This window comes from Acinetobacter geminorum (assembly GCF_013009345.1).
Taxonomy (GTDB): Bacteria; Pseudomonadota; Gammaproteobacteria; order Pseudomonadales; family Moraxellaceae; genus Acinetobacter; species Acinetobacter geminorum.
This window is the reverse complement of the sequence record NZ_JABELE010000011.1, coordinates 22,218-41,510: the sequence shown is the minus strand read 5'-3', so window position 1 is coordinate 41,510 and position 19,293 is coordinate 22,218. Positions and strand designations below refer to the sequence as shown.

The 19,293-nt window shown below is 34.9% G+C and carries 16 protein-coding genes; 1 reads left to right on the top strand and 15 read right to left on the bottom strand.

Going from position 1 to position 19,293, the window contains the following annotated elements; translation table 11 throughout:
• Window positions 1-45: 45 nt before the first annotated feature.
• From lldD to lldP, 3 genes are read right to left on the bottom strand one after another with little or no spacing between them, the layout of a single operon-like run.
• Entirely contained in the window at window positions 46-1,197 is a 1,152-nt protein-coding gene (lldD, locus tag HJG58_RS11685; protein WP_170249001.1) for an FMN-dependent L-lactate dehydrogenase LldD, read from the bottom strand.
• The gene (lldR, locus tag HJG58_RS11680; RefSeq protein ID WP_002120807.1) at window positions 1,194-1,946 is read right to left on the bottom strand and encodes a transcriptional regulator LldR; all 753 of its coding nucleotides are present in this window, start codon (window positions 1,944-1,946) and stop codon (window positions 1,194-1,196) included. Before lldR ends, lldD begins: the two co-directional genes overlap by 4 nt.
• A gap of 19 nt (window positions 1,947-1,965) precedes the next feature.
• Window positions 1,966-3,633 (bottom strand): L-lactate permease, encoded by a 1,668-nt coding sequence (lldP, locus tag HJG58_RS11675; protein ID WP_170248999.1) that lies wholly within the window; start codon window positions 3,631-3,633, stop codon window positions 1,966-1,968.
• 373 nt (window positions 3,634-4,006) lie between these two features.
• Between lldP and HJG58_RS11670 the strand changes: the two genes are divergently transcribed.
• On the top strand, window positions 4,007-5,377 hold the full coding sequence (locus HJG58_RS11670) for a phosphohexomutase domain-containing protein (RefSeq protein WP_031966799.1): 1,371 nt from the start codon (window positions 4,007-4,009) through the stop codon (window positions 5,375-5,377).
• A gap of 26 nt (window positions 5,378-5,403) precedes the next feature.
• On the opposite strand, the gene HJG58_RS11665 is transcribed toward HJG58_RS11670, so the two are convergent.
• From HJG58_RS11665 to HJG58_RS11610, 12 genes are all read right to left on the bottom strand, one after another.
• Window positions 5,404-7,065 (bottom strand): LTA synthase family protein, encoded by a 1,662-nt coding sequence (locus HJG58_RS11665; protein ID WP_081313817.1) that lies wholly within the window; start codon window positions 7,063-7,065, stop codon window positions 5,404-5,406.
• A gap of 315 nt (window positions 7,066-7,380) precedes the next feature.
• On the bottom strand, window positions 7,381-8,400 hold the full coding sequence (gene galE, locus HJG58_RS11660) for a UDP-glucose 4-epimerase GalE (protein ID WP_001062909.1): 1,020 nt from the start codon (window positions 8,398-8,400) through the stop codon (window positions 7,381-7,383).
• The gene (gene pgi, locus HJG58_RS11655) at window positions 8,393-10,063 is read right to left on the bottom strand and encodes a glucose-6-phosphate isomerase (RefSeq protein ID WP_031966803.1); all 1,671 of its coding nucleotides are present in this window, start codon (window positions 10,061-10,063) and stop codon (window positions 8,393-8,395) included. Before pgi ends, galE begins: the two co-directional genes overlap by 8 nt.
• Window positions 10,060-11,322, bottom strand: a complete 1,263-nt coding sequence (locus HJG58_RS11650) for a nucleotide sugar dehydrogenase (protein WP_000686129.1) — start codon at window positions 11,320-11,322, stop codon at window positions 10,060-10,062. The genes pgi and HJG58_RS11650 overlap by 4 nt, the downstream gene beginning before the upstream one ends.
• Before the next feature lie 115 nt (window positions 11,323-11,437).
• Window positions 11,438-12,313, bottom strand: coding sequence for a UTP--glucose-1-phosphate uridylyltransferase GalU (galU, locus tag HJG58_RS11645; RefSeq protein WP_004735661.1), 876 nt, complete (start codon window positions 12,311-12,313; stop codon window positions 11,438-11,440).
• A gap of 24 nt (window positions 12,314-12,337) precedes the next feature.
• Window positions 12,338-12,958, bottom strand: a complete 621-nt coding sequence (locus HJG58_RS11640; RefSeq protein WP_004735659.1) for a sugar transferase — start codon at window positions 12,956-12,958, stop codon at window positions 12,338-12,340.
• A gap of 12 nt (window positions 12,959-12,970) precedes the next feature.
• On the bottom strand, window positions 12,971-13,798 hold the full coding sequence (locus tag HJG58_RS11635; RefSeq protein WP_002123301.1) for a glycosyltransferase: 828 nt from the start codon (window positions 13,796-13,798) through the stop codon (window positions 12,971-12,973).
• 6 nt (window positions 13,799-13,804) lie between these two features.
• Complete coding sequence (locus tag HJG58_RS11630; protein ID WP_004735655.1) at window positions 13,805-14,839, bottom strand: glycosyltransferase family 4 protein; 1,035 nt, start codon at window positions 14,837-14,839, stop codon at window positions 13,805-13,807.
• A gap of 13 nt (window positions 14,840-14,852) precedes the next feature.
• Window positions 14,853-15,893, bottom strand: a complete 1,041-nt coding sequence (locus HJG58_RS11625; RefSeq protein ID WP_002123290.1) for an EpsG family protein — start codon at window positions 15,891-15,893, stop codon at window positions 14,853-14,855.
• Window positions 15,894-15,899: 6 nt separating this feature from the next.
• The gene (locus tag HJG58_RS11620) at window positions 15,900-16,907 is read right to left on the bottom strand and encodes a glycosyltransferase family 2 protein (protein WP_002123295.1); all 1,008 of its coding nucleotides are present in this window, start codon (window positions 16,905-16,907) and stop codon (window positions 15,900-15,902) included.
• A 149-nt stretch (window positions 16,908-17,056) separates the two neighbouring features.
• Complete coding sequence (locus HJG58_RS11615) at window positions 17,057-18,004, bottom strand: glycosyltransferase family 2 protein (RefSeq protein WP_170248995.1); 948 nt, start codon at window positions 18,002-18,004, stop codon at window positions 17,057-17,059.
• Window positions 18,004-19,293 (bottom strand): MATE family efflux transporter, encoded by a 1,290-nt coding sequence (locus HJG58_RS11610; protein ID WP_002123321.1) that lies wholly within the window; start codon window positions 19,291-19,293, stop codon window positions 18,004-18,006. The genes HJG58_RS11615 and HJG58_RS11610 overlap by 1 nt, the downstream gene beginning before the upstream one ends.

Below are 19,293 nucleotides of genomic sequence, written 5' to 3'. Positions count from 1 at the left end.
ATCAACAAATTTTGAGGCTGTGCTTACTGCTTCACTTACTATTTCTTAAAGACCTTGTTTAATCGCCTGTACTAAACAATCCTCATTAATATCCGAAATCGACTTAGCACCCGTTAAGGTCATCGCAACGCGCATTTCCTTATCAATTAAATCAAGTAAGTTCGACACACCTTGCCCACCTGCTGCTGCCAAGGCATAAACAAACGCACGGCCAAGTAAAACCGTATCGGCACCGAGCGCTAACATACGCACCACATCTAAACCATTACGAATGCCTGAGTCAGCCAAAATTGCTAAATCACCTTTAACGGCATCGGCAATTGCAGGTAATGCACGAGCAGATGACATCACGCCATCTAACTGACGACCACCGTGATTCGATACCACAATCCCATCTGCACCAAAACGCACAGCATCTTTGGCATCTTCAGGGTCTAAAATACCTTTAATCACCATTGGGCCATCCCAAAACTCACGAATCCACTCAAGGTCTTTCCATGAAATCGATGGGTCAAAGTTCGAGCCTAACCAACCAATATAGTCTTCAAGCCCAGTCGGTTTGCCTAAATATTTAGAGATATTACCCAAGTCATGCGGACGGCCCATTAAGCCAACATTCCATGACCAGTGCGGATGGAACAGCGACTGCATATAACGGCGCATCGCAGCATTTGGTCCACTCATACCCGAATGAGCATCCCGATAACGCGCTCCTGGCACAGGCATATCTACAGTAAACACCAGAGTTGAACAGCCTGCTGCTTTTGCACGCTCCAAAGCATTACGCATAAAACCTCGGTCACGTAATACATAAAGCTGGAACCACATTGGGCGGTTAATTGCAGGTGCGACTTCTTCAATCGGACACACTGAAACCGTTGAAAGTGTAAATGGTATGCCCTTTTTATCGGCTGCCATTGCGGCTTGCACTTCACCACGGCGTGCATACATACCTGTTAAACCTACAGGCGCCAATGCAACCGGCATCGATAGCGTTTCATTAAACAGTTTTGTCTCTAAACTTAACGCTGACATGTCATTCAGCACACGCTGACGCAATGCAATTTCTGACAAATCTTGTACGTTACGCTTTAAGGTATATTCCGCATACGCTCCACCATCAATGTAGTGAAATAAAAATGGGGGTAAGCGACGTTGTGCCGCAGCACGATAATCATTGCCAGAAGAAATAATCATTTTGAATCAACTCTATTTAAACGATTTGCACGTTTCTGGCGAGCTTCGTCTTCATCCAGAGAACGCACATGATTAATCACAAATTCAATATGACCGCAGACAGCTTGGCGTGCGGCCTCGGGATCTTTACGATCAATAGCATCCATCACCTGAAAATGCTGCTCGCTCAGCAAGTCACCATTTACAGGGTCGTTATAAACTTTCTTACGCCCTAACAAGACGTTGTATTGCAGCAAATCAAACAGGCTACGCATCATTTGAATCAGCACTACATTGTGAGATGCTTCAGCAATCGCTAAGTGGAACTCAGCATCTGCCACCGCAGCTTGCGCCGAGTCACCCGCATTTTGATGGCGACTAATTTCATTAAAATAATGATGGATTTTGGCACGATCTTCCGGCGTTGAGCGTAATGCGGCATACCATGCCGTGCCACCCTCAAGCAATAACCGCGCCTCTTGCACATCAAAACGGTAGAGTGGATCTTCTTCAATCAGGTTACTAATCGGGTTCACAATAAGTTGCTGTGGCCACTGCTCAGGTAACTGCTGAATATAAGTCCCATCGCCACGGCGGCTACTGAGCACACCTTGACTATTAAGCTGCTGAATCGCTTCACGCAAAGACGGACGAGAAACCCCTAAACTTGTTGCAAGCTGGCGTTCGGCAGGCAAACGGTCACCTTTTTTCATGTGACGTTCTTCAATTAATGCCTGCAATTTCATGACCACTTGATCGGAGATTCTCATCGCGTTTCCTTCACTGGAGTTATGGAATCATCCACGGAACCAGATAAGCCTGAACCGTAATAATGATGCCAACAAAGACAGTGAATATGATGCTATGTTTTACCGTGAAACGGAACAAGTCAGACTCTTTTCCAACTAAGCCTACTGCGGCACATGCAATCGCAATCGACTGTGGCGAAATCATTTTACCAGTTACACCACCGCTGGTATTGGCAGCGACCAATAACACTTCTGGAATACCAATTTGCTGAGCTGTAGTTGCCTGTAGTGCCGAGAACAAAGCATTTGAAGAAGTGTCTGAACCAGTAAGGAACACACCAAGCCAACCCAAAAATGGCGAGAAGAAAGTAAACGCATGACCCGTATGCGATAGAGCCAAAGCCAGAGTTGCAGATAAACCTGAATAGTTCGCAATAAAAGCAAATGCCAACACCATACCAATCGAGTAAATCGGTGTTTTCAACTCATTGAGTGTTTCACCGAAAGTTGTTACTGCCTCACTTGCTTTCATTTTTAAGAAAATAACTGTGATGATCGCAGCAATAAAAATTGCAGTACCTGTTGCAGAGAACCAGTCAAACTTATAAATCGCTTCGTATGGTTTTATCTCGGACACAATCGGTGGCATTTTCTCGACCAATTTGTGTAAATACGGCACTTCAAGTTTAAAAATCCAGTGTTCAAGAGCACCATCTTTTGCAAATAATGCTTTAAATGGCTTAACGCTCCAAATCGTGACCATTACCGTTAAAATAGCAAATGGAGACCATGCTTTTGCAATTTTCCCAATGCTATAACGTTGAACTGTTGTAGGTTGCTGAGCCAAAGTCTGACCCGCTTCAGGTTCAAAACGGAAAATATGTTTTGGTTTCCAAACACGGAATAACAACGTCAGGCTGACCAATGAAGCAATTGCTGCGGTAATGTCTGGTAACTCAGGGCCAATAAAGTTAGAGGTGAGATACTGGGCAATCGCAAAAGCACCACCACCGACCAATACCGCAGGCCAAGTTTCCTTAACACCACGCCAGCCATCCATAATCGCCATAATCCAGAACAGCACAATAATGGTTAAAAATGGCAACTGACGACCCACCATCTGGCTAATTTCCATAGTGTCTACACCGGAAACCTGCCCTGCCACAATAATTGGAATACCCATTGCACCGAATGCAACTGGTGCTGTATTTACAATTAAACATAAACCAGCAGCGTAAAGTGGCTTAAACCCTAAACCGACAAGTAGTGCAGCGGTAATTGCGACAGGAGCACCAAAGCCCGCAGCTCCTTCAAGGAAAGTACCAAATGCAAAACCAACAAGTAACATTTGCAGACGTTGGTCTTCGGTAATAGATAGAATGCTTGAGCGGATAACTTCAAACTGGCCTGTTTTTACCGAAATCTTGTATAGAAAAACCGCCCCGATAATGATCCATGAAATTGGCCATAGACCGTAGAAGAAACCGTAAATGATTGACGCAAAGGCCATTTGACCAGGCATTTGATAGAAAAATAGCGCAATCAGTAATGCAATAATAACTGTGCCCGTACCCGCGATACTGCCTTTTAAACGAAAAACAGCCAAGGCCAAAAAGAAGAAAATAATCGGGATTAATGCAACCGCACTAGACAGCCAAATATTATTTAAAGGGTCATAAAGTTGTTGCCACATATTGAGCATTGTCATCTCCTTGAAATGCCGGGGCGAATTTTTGTACCTTAAAATTTCAACATTTACACAAATTGGTATGACCAATTAAAATTTAAGTGCAAATGCTACTCCTTAAACCACAAGGCGCATCATAAACACAGTTATTGGTAAGATCAATGATTAAATAATTACCACAATTGGTATGACCAATATAACCAAGAAAAATCAAGCCATTTCTCATCTATAATTTTTTTTATTCGACTAAAGTCGTAAAAAAGCTTCCTTATAAACTTAAATATGACCTACAGAAATGTAGTGCAAAATTTGAATATAAAAACTATAAACATACCTATTTCATGATCTATGTATAATGTGCACACAACTCAAACCACATGTATTGAATTGAATAATGACTACTTTAACGTGTTTTAAAGCTTATGATATCCGAGGCAAACTCGGCACCGAATTGAATGAAGAAATCGCCTATAAAATTGGCCGCGCTTACGGACAAATCTATAAACCAAAGACTGTGGTTGTAGGTTGTGATATTCGTCTAAGCAGTGAGGCTTTAAAACAAGCGACCATCCGCGGTTTAAATGATGCGGGTGTGAATGTGCTTGATTTAGGCATGACGGGTACTGAAGAAGTGTACTTTGCCGCTTTTCATTTAGACGTACAAGGTGGTATAGAAGTAACTGCGAGTCATAACCCAATGGACTATAACGGTATGAAATTGGTTCGAGAAAATGCTCGTCCAATTAGTGCCGATACTGGTTTAAAAGAAATTCAGGCTTTAGCAGAGACCAATAACTTTGAAGAAGTTAGCCAAAAAGGTACAACGCAAAGCTATAACATTTTGCCTGAGTTCGTTGACCATCTACTGACTTATATTGAACCTGCAAAAATCCGTCCATTAAAGTTAGTGGTAAACGCGGGTAATGGTGCAGCTGGTCATGTGATTGATGCCATTGAAGAAAAATTTAAGGCGCTTAATGTACCGGTTGAATTTATTAAAATTCATCATGAAGCAGATGGTACTTTCCCAAATGGCATCCCTAACCCAATTTTAATTGAAAACCGTGACAGTACCCGAAATGCTGTTCTTGAGCATAAAGCAGATATGGGTATTGCATGGGACGGCGACTTTGACCGCTGTTTCTTGTTCGATGAAAAAGGTCAGTTTATTGAGGGCTACTATATTGTTGGTCTATTGGCTCAAGCTTTTTTAATCAAACAGTCAGGCGAAAAAATTGTGCATGACCCACGTTTAGTGTGGAACACATTTGATATCGTCGAAGAATATAAAGGTGTTGCTGTACAGTCAAAATCGGGGCATGCATTTATTAAAGATGTTATGCGTGAACACAATGCCGTATATGGCGGTGAAATGAGTGCCCACCACTATTTCCGTGATTTTGCTTACTGTGACAGTGGTATGATTCCTTGGTTACTCACCATTGCTCTACTCTCTGAAACAGGACAATCTCTCTCAACACTCGTTGAAAATATGATTGCCAAGTTCCCTTGTAGTGGTGAAATCAACTTTAAAGTAGCCGATACGCAAACTACGATTCAAAAGATTTTCGACTTCTATGCCGATCAAAATCCACAAATTGACCGTACCGATGGTGTAAGCCTCGACTTTGGCGCATGGCGTTTTAATGTCCGTGCTTCAAATACTGAACCGTTATTACGCCTCAACATTGAAAGCCGTGCAGATCGTCAAGCTCAGCCAATGCAATATTATGTAGATGAATTGACTGGATTAATTCAGTCTTAATAATTCCTATATAATAGAGATGGAAATTACTTTTCCATCTCTATTTGAGTATTTTGCATAATCTTATAAGTATGATTATTCCCATCTAATACATCTCTATTTAAATTTTCATAATCCTTTAACAAAGCTTTATTGTTAAAGTTACAAGTTGGAGCTTCTTTTACAAATTTTTGATGTATGGCACTATAACAATTCGAAACATTATCAATAAATTGATAATAGTCTGACAAAGGTAGCCCTGCCAGCTTTAATAGCTTTGGAGCCACAAAACTTGCAGCAATATATGGTTGCTTTAAAGGCTTCTTATCTAATTTATAATTACTCCACACTACAAACGGAGTCTGGTAATTTTTTAGGTTAGTTCTCTCAGTATCTTCTTTAAAAAATCCATATCTATCATAGACTTCTTGCAAATTAGGCAAATGATCACCGAAAGCCACTAAAATTGTTGGCCGTTCTACAGTCTTTAAATATTCAGCAAGCTCCTGCAACTTTTGATCAGCACGTGCAATTCCAGCCGTGTAAGTACTTAATTTTTGTTTTTGGGTTTCAGTTAGTTCTCTACTAAATTTATAATTCTGTCTCCCAAATCGATCATCATTATACATTGGATGATTTTCGACGGTAATCGCATAAATAAACTTTGGCTTTTGCTCATTTTGTTTTAGAGTAGACTTAATCGAATCAAAAATAAGGTCATCTGTGGCCCAGCCCCCTTGATTAAATATATTACTCCGATCTTTTTGAGCAATCATATTTTCAAGTGATATAAATTTCTCAAACCCTAAGTCTGGATATACCTTATTACGATTATAATAATAACTATAGTTATTATGCATTGCAACCGTTTGATAACCCATTGAATTTAAATAATAAGGAAGAGCATAAATTGGTTTTTTTAGCTTAGAAACATATAACAGCTCATTAGGAAAAAAAGTCGTATTCAGGCTTGTAAGGGCTTCAAATTCTACATTCGCAGTACCTCCGCCAAAAGTAGGCGACAATAAATTAGATACTTGATTTTGTTGAACAAAAGACAATAAATCTTTCGGAAGCTCATTATCTAATTTGTGTGAATCCCAAAAAGACTCCTCCATTACTACAATAATATTTGGATATTGAGGAGTTTTATTCTCTAACGGATGTAAAATATGATGTTGGTGCAAAATTTGTTGTATCGCTGATTCAGATACTTTGCGACTAGGTAACAATACGCTGGTTACATTATCCAATACTTTAGAAACGTAAAAAGTCACAAATCCATAATCTTGTATCTTCCGGTAGTCACCAACCCAATCATTTCTGGTATTTGGAAATTCCTGCAAGCTAGCACAAATCATAGGTTTTCTTTCAGAAAAACAAGCGCCTGTAGGGTTCCTAATAAAATTTAAGTAAATTAAACCACTACTGATTAGTCCAAAGATAATGATATTAGGGACATAGGTATGAAAAGTGGCTTTACTTTCTTTACGTAGAGCAATTAAAAGTATGATAAGAAAGAAAATAATAAGAGTAAAAAAGATAAGTTGTAAGTGCCAAGGAGTGGCTTTCATTGCTTCTGGAAGTAAAAAAATATCTTCAGGACTTAAATTGCTAAATAAATACTGTTGCTTCTTTTTATTAATAAAATTTAAAAATATAACGAATAATTGGCTTAAAAAAATTGCAGCATATTTACGACCAACCACAATAAAAAATAGTTGAATTACCGCGTAGTTAAAAAGAATTGAAAAAATAGCCTTTTCTGAAATCAAATAGGTATAAAACTTATGCCCAGTTAAATTCATGTCCCATGCAACATATATACCTACACAGGTAGATAAAAAGGCAATAAAGATGAATAACAGTTGTTGACGTAGAAAAACCATGACTGCAAAAAGAGGCTAACGGAATTGTGGCGAATACTAGCATGAAAATAACCGCTACAACTGCTGTCTCTTTAGAAAACACGCGTTCTATTGACCAACAACTGCTATATATTTGAATTTAGAAAATTTAAATAATTAGCTCTTATAACCCGCCGGATTCTGCTTTTGCCAATTCCAGCTATCCTTAAGCATATCTTCTAAACCGTATTGAGGTTTCCAGTCCAACTCAGCAACTGCACGAGCATTGTCAGCAAAAGAAGTCGCAACATCCCCTGCTCTACGTGGAGCGAACTCAAAAGCAACAGGTACGCCATTCACTTGTTCAAAGGTATTTTTTACTTGTAAAACAGATGAACCATTACCTGTACCAATATTCCATGCACGGCAACCTTGCGCCTGTAGACGGTTATTTAAAGCGCATAAATGTGCATTCGCCAAGTCAACAACATGGATATAATCTCGCACACCTGTACCATCTACTGTATCGTAATCATTACCATAAATGGATAATTTTTCACGACGACCAACAGCAACTTGAGTCACATAAGGCATTAAATTATTTGGGATACCTTGCGGGTCTTCACCAATACGCCCACTCTTATGTGCACCTACTGGGTTAAAATAACGTAGTAAAGCAATAGACCATTTAGAGTCAGCTACTGAAAGTTTTTGTAATAATTGCTCAACAATTAGTTTTGTATATCCATAGTTATTACTTGGCATACCTGTTGGCATTTCTTCATTTAAAGGAGAGGTATTTGCTTCATCATATACTGTCGCAGAAGAGCTAAATACTAATGTATAAACACCAGCTTTCTCCATTGACTTCACCAGTTGAATACTCCCTGCAATATTATTATCAAAATAAATAAGCGGTTTTTCCTGGCTTTCACCCACTGCTTTTAAACCTGCAAAATGAATAACCGCATCAATTGTATGCTCTTGAAACACTCGATCAAGCTCGTCAAAATTCCGAATATCACCCTCCACAAAAGTTAAACTTTTTTGAGTAATCTCTTGAACTCTATTTAAAGATTCTTTTGAGCTATTTGAAAGATTATCAAATACAATAACTTCATGACCTGCTTCTAAAAGCTCTACACAAGTGTGTGAACCAATATAACCTGCACCACCTGTAACTAAAATTTTAGCCATCGACTTTTCCTAATAAAATTTTAATCAAACCACGTGTTGAAGCATCAAGTGTTGAAAGATCATTTTGAGCACCATTTAAAATTGGAAGTAACTGATCAGCAATCTGCTTACCTTTTTCAACACCCCATTGATCAAACGGATTAATATTCCAAATTACCGACTGAACAAATACCTTATGTTCATATAAAGCAATTAACATCCCTAAACTATATGGATTTAGTTCTTTTAAAAGTAATGTCGAACTCGGCTGATTACCTTCATATTGTTTATAAATTGGTAAATTCTTTAGTTCAGCTGAATCCAAAGCTTCATTACCAAAAGCCAATAAACGTGATTGCGCCAAACAGTTTGAAAGTGCAAGATGATGTTGCTCAACTAATGCTTCAGCATTTTCTACATAAGTAAAATGATCTGCATTATAACGTTTTATAGGAGCAATAAAATCACAAGTTACTGCCTGAGTTCCTTGATGGAGTAACTGGTAAAATGCATGCTGAGCATTTGGGCCAACCTCACCCCATACAATTGGGCAAGTGTCTAATTCAACTTTTTGTCCATCACGTTGTACTGACTTACCATTAGATTCCATTTCAAGCTGCTGCAAATAGGCTGCAAAATATTTTAAACGGCCATCATAAGGTAATACAGCATGGGTCTGTATATTTAAAAAATTATTATTCCAGACCCCTAATAATGCCATGAGAACCGGTATATTTTGCTCAAAGCTTGTATTTTGAAAGTGTTCATCGACAGCATGTGCACCAGCTAAAAGCTGCTGAAACCCATCAATCCCAACTGACAATGCAATAGGTAAACCAATACACGACCAAAGAGAATAACGTCCACCTACCCACTCCCAAAGCAGCAACTGGTTTTCAGGAGCAATTCCCCATTCGGTCATTTTATCAGCTTTTGTAGAAACACCAATAAAATGACTTTTTACAACGCGTTCATGTTTTCCTAACGCTTTTTCAAGCCACTGACGAACTGTTTGTGCATTGGATAAAGTATCAATAGTGCCAAATGACTTTGAAGAAATAATAAATAAAGTCGTTTCCGGACGCAGTTGATGGAGCAAGTCTGATAACTGACTACCATCCATAGTCGAAACAAAGTGTACATTAAGAGGTTTGGCAGTTTTTACTTTAAAATCGCATAGTGCATGGGTCACCATTTGAGGCCCTAAATCGGAACCACCTACACCAATATTAACGACATCCTGAATCACTTCACCCGTAGCACCGCGGTATTGCCCAGCATGGATTTTTTCAACCAAAGCGTACATACGCTGTAATTGAGTATGAACCTGTTTTGTGAGTTCAGGAAATTTAGAATATTCCGATGGTAAACGTAAGGCCCAGTGCATAGCTGCACGCTGCTCAGTACAGTTAACTTTGTCTTGGGAAAATAAGCGCTCAATCCAGTGAGTCAATTGTTTCGTCTTTGCTAAAGCAAACAATTGTTCTAAAACACTTTTAGTTATACGGTGTTTACTATAATCAAAAACCAATTGATCGAACTTTACCGAATAGTTTTGAAAGCGGTCTTGCTCGGCTGCAAATAATTCTTTGATATGTAATTTTGAATTCTTCTCAACTAAGGAGTGAAGCTGTGCTATAGGCGAGACTAACTCTTTAGGAAACTTCTCGATAGATTTACTCATAATCGACCTACTCCTTCATAAGCGAAACCTTTTGCTTTCACATATGCCGGATCGTAAATATTACGCCCATCCAAAATAAGAGGATGCTGCATTACTTGTTGTAACTGTTTAAAATCAGGGCTCCAATATTGTTTCCATGCTGTCACTAAGCATAAAGCATGAGCTCCCTGTGCAGCTTCATATTGGTCAGCACATAAAACCAGATCTTCACGGTCTCCATAAGTTGTTGCGATCTCATCTAAGGCTTGTGGGTCATGCAAACGTACTTTTACCCCTTGTGCCCATAATGCAACCAATAAAATATGAATAGGTGAGTTATGTGTACTTGGAGTGTTCTCTTTAAATGAAGCCCCCCAAATTGCAACAGTTTTACCGCTCAAATCACAGTGATAATAATTCCATAATTTACGGAATAAAATTTCTTTTTGTTGTTCATTAATCGCCCATACTTGTTCTAGTAGACGGCTTTTCGCACCTGTTTCAGAAACCGTACTCGAAAGCGTTAAAATATCATGTGAAAAGTTTTCACCGCCAAAGCCTACACCTGCTGATAAATAAGCTGCGCCAATACGTGTATCTGCAGCAATGCCATGCTTTACATTGGCAATATCAATACCTAACTTTTCCGCAACTAGAGCAAGATCATTCATATAACTAATTCTAGTCGCCAACATGCCTGAAATGCTAAGCTTGGTAAATTCGGCATCTAAAATCGGCATAAATAAATATTGATAACTAAAACGGAAAAATGGACGTAATAACTCTTGCATTATGTCTTGAGCATAGCTTGATTCAACACCAACAATGACATGTTTTACGTTCAGCACGCTATTAATCGCATTTCCTTCTTGAATCACATCAGGAAAATAAACCCACTCATCTTTTGGCAAATGTTGTTTTAATTGATTCGTACCATGTAGACCAAAAGTAGAGCCATTGATCATTAAACGTGGATGAACTATCGGGCGCTCACTCAACTTTTCAACTGTTTTTAAAGCAAGCTCGATTTGTGTTGGGCTAAAACAAAATAAATAAACTTCAATATCTAAAGGAATTTCAGAAAAAGGACTTTCTTTTAAAAAACCTGCTTTTCTCTGTTTATTTAAATAATGATTAACTTCTTGATCTTGATAAGAAAGTATAGAAATGTTTTCTTCACAGGTGACACTTGTACACCAATAGATCTGATTGCCATATTCAGCTAATAATGCTGCCATTACACCAGCATGTAAGGTGGTTCCAAATACCGCGATTTTCATTGTACACCTGATTTTAATATTCTATAAAATTCTCTTCCCTTTCCAGAAAGAGAATATATTGCTCTGTTCATATATTCATTCATTTTTACAAATAGTTAAGCAGAGCTACAAAATTTTATAATTTAAGTTCCTGAATTAACTGTTTAAAATCATTTCCTAACTTAGGGTGTTCAACTCCATAGTGTAGTACAGCTTTTAAATAGCCAATCTTACTACCACAATCAAACGTTTGACCTTGCATACGATAAGCTTCAACAGTATCTGTGTCTTGAAGCATTGCAATTGCATCAGTTAACTGAATTTCATTACCCGCACCTTTCGGCGTGTTCTCAAGTAATTGCATAATCTTGGCAGGTAACACATAGCGGCCAACCACCGATAAGTTTGATGGTGCAGAACCTACTGCGGGCTTTTCAACAATACCCTGCATAGCAATACTTTCACCTTCATTTGGGCTATGTTTTACATCCACAATCCCATATTGATCTACTAAATGGTCTGGCACTGCTTCAACCATGATTTGAGCAGCTTGGCTTGAGTTATAGCGAGAAATCATACGAGATAGATCATTTTGTCCAGAGCTATCTTTCACTAATACATCTGGTAATAGCACAGCAAAATCATCTTGACCGACAACACTCTTTGCACATAAAACAGCATGCCCTAAGCCTAGAGGTTGAGGTTGTCGTACACTCACAACACTCACATGAGAAGGAACAATTTGCGTAATCTCTGCAAGCAAATCCAATTTCTTCTTTTCATTTAATATTGTTTCTAATTCAAAGTTTCGATCAAAATAATTTTCAATCGAAGCTTTTGAAGAGTGAGTCACTAAAATAATCTGTTCAATTCCTGCTTCCACCGCTTCACGCACTACATATTCAATAGCTGGGCGATCAACAACGGTAACCATTTCCTTTGGAATTGACTTACTTGCAGGTAAAAAACGCGTTCCTAAACCGGCTACTGGTAAAACTGCTTTTTTGATCATAAGAAATATTTCAAGATATAAAATTTACTTTACAGATGAGTCGACATTTTCTTGGACGTCATTACCTTTAAATAAAGATGGTCCTACATGTCCTGGTGCATTAATACCTTCGCGTCTTAACATCACTTTGACTGTTTTAAACATGATTTTAAAATCAACCCAAACACTATGATTGTCTACATACCAAACGTCACATTTAAACCGTTCTTCATAATCCAGTTCATTACGTCCACTGACCTGAGCTAAACCAGTCATTCCAGGACGTACTTCTAAGCGACGTGCTTGTTCTGGTGAATATAAAGCGACAAAGTCTTTTAACATTGGACGAGGACCCACCACACTCATATCACCTTTTAAAACATTAATAAGCTGTGGCATTTCATCTAAGCTAGTAGAACGCAACTTCTGCCCAAATGGAGTAATACGAGCCTCATCCGGCAATGGATTCCCCTGCGCATCAAAGGCATCCTTCATCGAACGGAACTTAATCATTTTAAATAATTTTCCGTCCTTCCCAGGTCTTTCTTGATAAAAGAATATGGGTGAACCTAAATTTTTACGGACCTTATAAGCAACTATCAGAAATATTGGCGACAGTACGGTTAGAGCTATTAAAGAAATGACTATGTCTACTAAGCGTTTCATATTTTCATTCACTCATTTTTTAATATCTTTACGAAGAAAGGTATTATAAATTTTACCTAGCATATTTGCTGGCAACAGTCTAAACGCAGACCGTATCAGAAACAGCATATTAGCATATACAGGATTTTGTAACTTTAGTTGTTTTTTTAAATCTAGTAACTGTTTTTCACTTTTAATATATTGGAAACCTTTTCGACGACCATGCATACCGTTATCAATTCTTGCATAGACCAAAACATCAGCCAAGTTTTGAATTTTATAGCCTTTAGCAATTACTCTTAAGAAAAGATTATAGTCTTCCATCCATAAATGATGCTGATAGCCTCCAACTTCAAGAATATGGGATTTTCGATACGTAATAGTCATATTGTTAAAGGGACTTTGCTTTTTTGCGTAATTTTTTAAGTCTTCATTTGATAGAGGAACTTTTCGCATCCCAGTAGGCCTATGGATATCTTCTACAAATTCGAGAATCTGTCCACCTATAATTGAAACATCGGGATTGTTTTTTAAAAAATCAATTTGCTTCTCGAATCTCTCCGATACATAAATATCATCTGTATCTACAATACATACAATGTCATATGTACATTCTTGCAAACCAATATTTTTTGCCTTACCTGTACCTACATTTTTCTCAAGCTTCTTAACATGTAAAATATTACCGAGTTTTTCTTGCCACCGTGCAATCACCTTATCAAGTTCAGGTGTTAGAGGTCCATCCTCAACTAAAATAATTTCTGTAGGCTTTAAAGTTTGCTTATCCCAAATACTTTCCATACAAGCATTAAAGTGTGATGGATGCTCTTTGTGATAAATAGAGCTTAATACAGAAAACATAAAACTTTATCCTTGCAAGATTTTTTCATTCCAAATTTTTAAAATTTGTTCAGGTTGATATTTTTTAGCATTTAATAAAGATTCTTTTGAAAAACGATCTAATAAATTTGGAGATGAGGCTAGTTTTAAAATGGCTTCTGCCAATTTATCAATATTTTGATCTTCCACTAATAAACCATTTTGATTTTCTTGAATGACATCACTTGGGCCATATGGACAATTATATGAAACAATAGGTAAACCAAAGCTCTGAGCTTCTATTAACACCATTGGGAGACCTTCATATTTAGATGACATTACAAAAAAACTAGATCGTTCATAAACTTCTTTTACATTTGAAGTACTACCCTTCAAACTCACATTTTTAAGAAAGCGCTTGCTGATATAATTTTGTAGCATCTCTTTGTGCTCACCTTCGCCATAGATATTGAGTTGCCAATCAGGAATAGATTGATATATTTTCTCCCAAGCTTGAAGTAAATGGATATAGTTTTTCTGATCAGTTAAACGACCAATCGTTACAATTTGTTTAGTATTATTTTGAGGTGATGAAATGATAGGAAACGGTGAAAAGTTAGGGATAACAATTACATTAGAATGAAATTTATCGAATTGTTCTTTATCATTTTGGGTCAAAGTAACAACCTGATCAATTCTTGTGTAAAAAAAATGACTGAGCAATTGAACAGTCTTGGGCCTACTGATGAAAGACACATGCTCAAGTGTTACTAATTTATTTAAATTTGGTAGAAAAGTGCAAAGTAGAGATAATTTTCCCATATTATGAATTATCACCACATCATAAGTGCAAGTTGATATATATTTTTTTAATTTTTTATAGAATTGAAATATATTTCCAGTTAATGCAATTACATTTATATTTTCAAATAACGGATAGGCAGCATTGTCTTTAGTAGACTCTCTATTTAAAAGCGTAATCTCATAATCATCTATTCTAGACATCTTATTTGCAAGCTCTACAGCAACTCGCTCCGAACCCGACTTATTTTTTAAAGAATTGATTATAAAAAGAATTTTCATAGCTATCTCATAATTAATACAAAGGATAAAAATAAGAATCTGCTAAATACTCTGCTACTTGAAAGTTCCACGATATAAAACCAATTATGAGAAAGTATAAAACAAGAGTAGTAAGCAAAACTATTTTACTAAAACGCTTATAAATAAAGTATGGCATAAGAAATATTTCTATAAATAAAAATACATTAGACAAGCGGCCACTTAAAATTGCAAAATCGAAGAAAGCTATGCGAATGGCTAAGCCTATCGTAAAAACAAAAATCATCAATATAAGAAATTTATCATTCAAATCTTTTTTATGCATAAAAAATAGTATAAAAATAAATTCTATATAAAATTTAATATTAGCTAATCCCAAAAGACTAACACTTTCAGCATAATCTGTATTAGCATATGATTGCAGCCTACTAAAAAAAGATAAAGCCAAAGGTAAAAATACTACACGAGAAAATATAGTACCCAACAAAAGAATAGATATCATATATATCTTAAAATTCAACGGCTTATTTTCTTCAAAAAAATATTTATAGATCAACAAAAAAACGAATAAAAATAAAATATAAACTATAACTGTTTGATGAAACAGAACTGCTAAAGAAAAAAATAATATTGCTAATAATTTCTTATTTTCCAAATATAGAAAGCTCGCATATATTACTACAGGAACAGCAAAACCTTGACGAATTTGCATAAATTGTTGCATCAAAAAAAAACCTGTTGGCAAATAAAAACACATCACATAAATAAATTTTAATTTAATAATATCACTTGTTTTATATATAAAATAAAAAGTTAGTAATGAAAAAATTGTAAATAAAACCACCTCACTATTTGAAAATAATGAAATAATTTTTGAATATAATCCCCAACCAACTTCAACCCCAGTTCTAGAGTAAAAATCGCTATAATTCATTAAATCATAGGAATCAACATTCTTAAAAATAAAGTAATAAGTATAGGTATCATTAGTATTACCTCTCATGCCGACTATTAAAGAAAATATAGATGATATAATTAAAAAAATTATCGTATTCAATCTAAGTCTTAAATTCACTAATCACTACCTCGATTTAAATAGAACTAAATTATTTTTTAAAAAAAGAAATAATTCAATAAGATTAAAATTAACGAGAGTAAAAACTATATAGTGCTTCCAACCTAGCTTAGACTTACGATAATCCGCCAATTCTAAAAAACCGCCTTGCTTAAACTGCTGAAAAAATAAATTTACTTTATCTTTTGGCAAGGTAGATTTTAATAAATTAATAAGAGCAATTATTTTAATACGTGTAATATAAATTTCTACACTTTTTTTATAATCTAAATCCTTAGATTTCCTAAAATTTAAATTTAAATTATCAATAATTTTTATCATACTTCGGTGATGAAAAGTATAATATTCACTATTTTTTCTTCGACTTAATGAACCTTCTCTAATAATATAATTATAACAAATAGCATCTATATGTGTAATATTCTTACATTTTTCAAATAACCTCAACTCAAAATCAAAATCTTCACTAAGTACATCTTCTAAAAAATAAATAGAATTCTCTATTAAAATTGATTTCTTAACTATAAAACAACATGCTGAATGCCCAATATCATAATTTTCAATATAATTTCTACCATTTACAACTACATTAATTGGTCTATTCTTAACATTTACCACTTTAATTTTATTAGTCTTAACGTACGTTTCCTTTACACCAAAACCCAATAAATCCAAATCATCATTTAATTTTGACATCACCTTAGGTAGAGATCCTTTCTCCATTATATCATCTGCATCAAAAAACCAAATATAATCACCTTTAGCTTTTTCTATGCCAAAATTTCTAGCACTACCTAATCCTCCATTTTCTTTTGAATAGATATTTAATGTAATACCAGGAACTCCTTTAGAAAATTGCTCCACCGACTCAAGAGTTTTATCACTAGACCCATCATTAACAACTATTAACTCAATATTATTAAAATCAACAGGCTGATTAACCATAGAGACTAGTGTATTTATAATGTAATTTTCCGCATTAAATGCAGGAATAACTATTGATAATTTTTTCATTTTAAATACCAACTTCTAAATTCATTCATGAAAAATATAGGACTTGAAATACAAAATAGAAAACACTACAAGCAACATTAAATATAAAGAATATTAGAGTTGCCATTATTTTATTAGTTCTAAAAACTGAATTCATATATACACCTTGACTATCTAAAGAAATTTCTTAATTTTAAAATAGCTATATAAATCAAAGTACAGTATTTTAACAAAAAAACCTTGTAACTTATTTTATAATTAAGTTTAATATTACCTACCTCATTTAAAGCAAAAAAATAAATACTAAAAAAGCTTTGCTCTCTATCAATCATTGTTGATATTTTTTGGGCTAAAAATTGATTATAGATAATAGAGTAAAGTGGGGCTTCACTTGTTGGAATAAATTTTTTTATCCCTAAGTCAATTCCTTTTAAAAGTGGTTCAGGATAACCACTCCTTATTGAACTGCCATCTCGATGCCTATAACAAACTAGTTCCTTTTTCATTTCAAAAATTTCACAACCATCTGTAAAATAGTAAATTTTTGGAAAAAGCAACTTATCCTCCATATATACATTAGCATCAAATTGAAATTTGTTTAAAACATCTTTTCTAATAACCCTCAACCAAGGATACCAATAAGCTTGTAAAAACAATTTCTCACGATAAAGTTCATTATTAATTGAAACTTTATTTTCCTTCACAAAACACATACTATCGATATAGCCTTGATCTTCAGTATATTGTTTAGCATTAAAATGAATTATTTCTACATTTTTCTCATTTATAACTTTCATTAATTCATAAAAATAGTTTGGCAATAAATAATCGTCTGAATCCAAAAATCCAATATACTCACCCTTTGCTATTTTTAATGCATTATTTCTAGCAACACTTTGACCTTGGTTTTTTTGATCAATAAAAACAAATTGATTTTCAAAATGAGGATATTTTTGAGCAATATAATTACGTGCTAAAGCCATAGATGTATCAGGTGTACCATCATCAACCAAAATAATCTCTACGCCACTGATCAATTGATTACATATACTCTCAATACACTCAACAATATATTCTTCTACTTTATATATAGGAACAATTACACTTAAAATTATCATTAGTTGTACTCTTTTCTATAAGTGGAAGGTAAAAAAATTCTCTTTTGAACATCGAGTATGATTCTATCTTTATAAAAATAGTTAAATATAGAAAATGACATAATTTCTGTAGTTAAAATGGCAAAAACTGCACCATTTAAGCCCCAAAAATGAACAGAAACAGCTGTTAGCATGATATTAAATACAACTAAACAAAGTGTTTTTTTCTTCAAATAGTCATATGCATTAAATTTCAATAAGTACTTCTCCGCAATTGTGGAAAGCCCTGAAAATAACGTAACAAATACTGTAAATATTAGAATATTATTTACACTTGTATATTGCTTGCCATATAACCATTCAATAATATAATGTCCTGTTAAAGAAAAAATAACCATTACTAGCGAACATATTAAGATAATAACCAAACTTAGCTTAGCAACCATATTTTGACTTTTTTCAAAATCCTTCTCAACATAAATCTGTGTAAAATATGAAGAAATTATTGCAACCAAAACAAAATAGAAACTATTCCCCAATGTCATTGCTACAGTATAAATACCCAAATCATATTGCGACTCAACACCTAGAAATAACTGCGATGTTTTTGTAAAAATTGCAACCGAAAGTGAGTAGAAAGCAAGTTTACGCCCCACACCCAACATAAATTTTCGATAACGCTTAAATTTTTCTATTACAATATCACTTTCACTCACTTTTTTCCGTGCATACAAATATTTTCTAATAAAAAAAGGTACTAAGGTAATCATTATTATCGGAACACATAATAACTCTACTGCTAGCTGAAATTTTGCAATGCAATATCTTATAATTAATGAAATAATTAAAGCTAAAATATTACAATATGCATTTATTTTAGATTGCAAAATTGCATTAAAATATATTGAATATACATCATGAACAGCAAAATAAATCGCTACACTTGTCGCAAGTGAAAATACAAAAGTTAAATAATCAGCAAAATAATAAATATAAAACAATGTAAAAGATGAAAAAGCAAGATACAGAATGTCTCTAATTATTTTTGTGGAATCAATTATATATTCACCTAATTTTCTGTTTTTAGAGGTTTTTTGAAAAATAATATTTTCCGATCCAAACATTGCAATCGTTTGAATAATAGAAAAAATTGAACTTGCAAAAGTTAATTTTCCAAAATTTTCAGGGCCTATATACTTTGCAACAAATGAAGTAACAAAGATTAAACCAAAAATTGAAATGAGTTTTTCAGACATCATCCAAACAGAATTGACAAATACTTTGTTCTTTAACTTCCCGATTAATACCAT

What these genes read in the sequence shown, in the direction of transcription:
- lldD (WP_170249001.1), bottom strand. Translation starts at nt 1,197, where the DNA reads ATGATTATTTCTTCTGGCAATGATTATCGTGCTGCGGCACAACGTCGC.
- lldR (WP_002120807.1), bottom strand. Translation starts at nt 1,946, where the DNA reads ATGAGAATCTCCGATCAAGTGGTCATGAAATTGCAGGCATTAATTGAA.
- lldP (WP_170248999.1), bottom strand. Translation starts at nt 3,633, where the DNA reads ATGACAATGCTCAATATGTGGCAACAACTTTATGACCCTTTAAATAAT.
- HJG58_RS11670 (WP_031966799.1), top strand. Translation starts at nt 4,007, where the DNA reads ATGACTACTTTAACGTGTTTTAAAGCTTATGATATCCGAGGCAAACTC.
- galE (WP_001062909.1), bottom strand. Translation starts at nt 8,400, where the DNA reads ATGGCTAAAATTTTAGTTACAGGTGGTGCAGGTTATATTGGTTCACAC.
- pgi (WP_031966803.1), bottom strand. Translation starts at nt 10,063, where the DNA reads ATGAGTAAATCTATCGAGAAGTTTCCTAAAGAGTTAGTCTCGCCTATA.
- HJG58_RS11650 (WP_000686129.1), bottom strand. Translation starts at nt 11,322, where the DNA reads ATGAAAATCGCGGTATTTGGAACCACCTTACATGCTGGTGTAATGGCA.
- galU (WP_004735661.1), bottom strand. Translation starts at nt 12,313, where the DNA reads ATGATCAAAAAAGCAGTTTTACCAGTAGCCGGTTTAGGAACGCGTTTT.
- HJG58_RS11640 (WP_004735659.1), bottom strand. Translation starts at nt 12,958, where the DNA reads ATGAAACGCTTAGTAGACATAGTCATTTCTTTAATAGCTCTAACCGTA.
- HJG58_RS11635 (WP_002123301.1), bottom strand. Translation starts at nt 13,798, where the DNA reads ATGTTTTCTGTATTAAGCTCTATTTATCACAAAGAGCATCCATCACAC.
- HJG58_RS11630 (WP_004735655.1), bottom strand. Translation starts at nt 14,839, where the DNA reads ATGAAAATTCTTTTTATAATCAATTCTTTAAAAAATAAGTCGGGTTCG.
- HJG58_RS11620 (WP_002123295.1), bottom strand. Translation starts at nt 16,907, where the DNA reads ATGAAAAAATTATCAATAGTTATTCCTGCATTTAATGCGGAAAATTAC.
- HJG58_RS11615 (WP_170248995.1), bottom strand. Translation starts at nt 18,004, where the DNA reads ATGATAATTTTAAGTGTAATTGTTCCTATATATAAAGTAGAAGAATAT.
- HJG58_RS11610 (WP_002123321.1), bottom strand. Translation starts at nt 19,293, where the DNA reads ATGGTATTAATCGGGAAGTTAAAGAACAAAGTATTTGTCAATTCTGTT.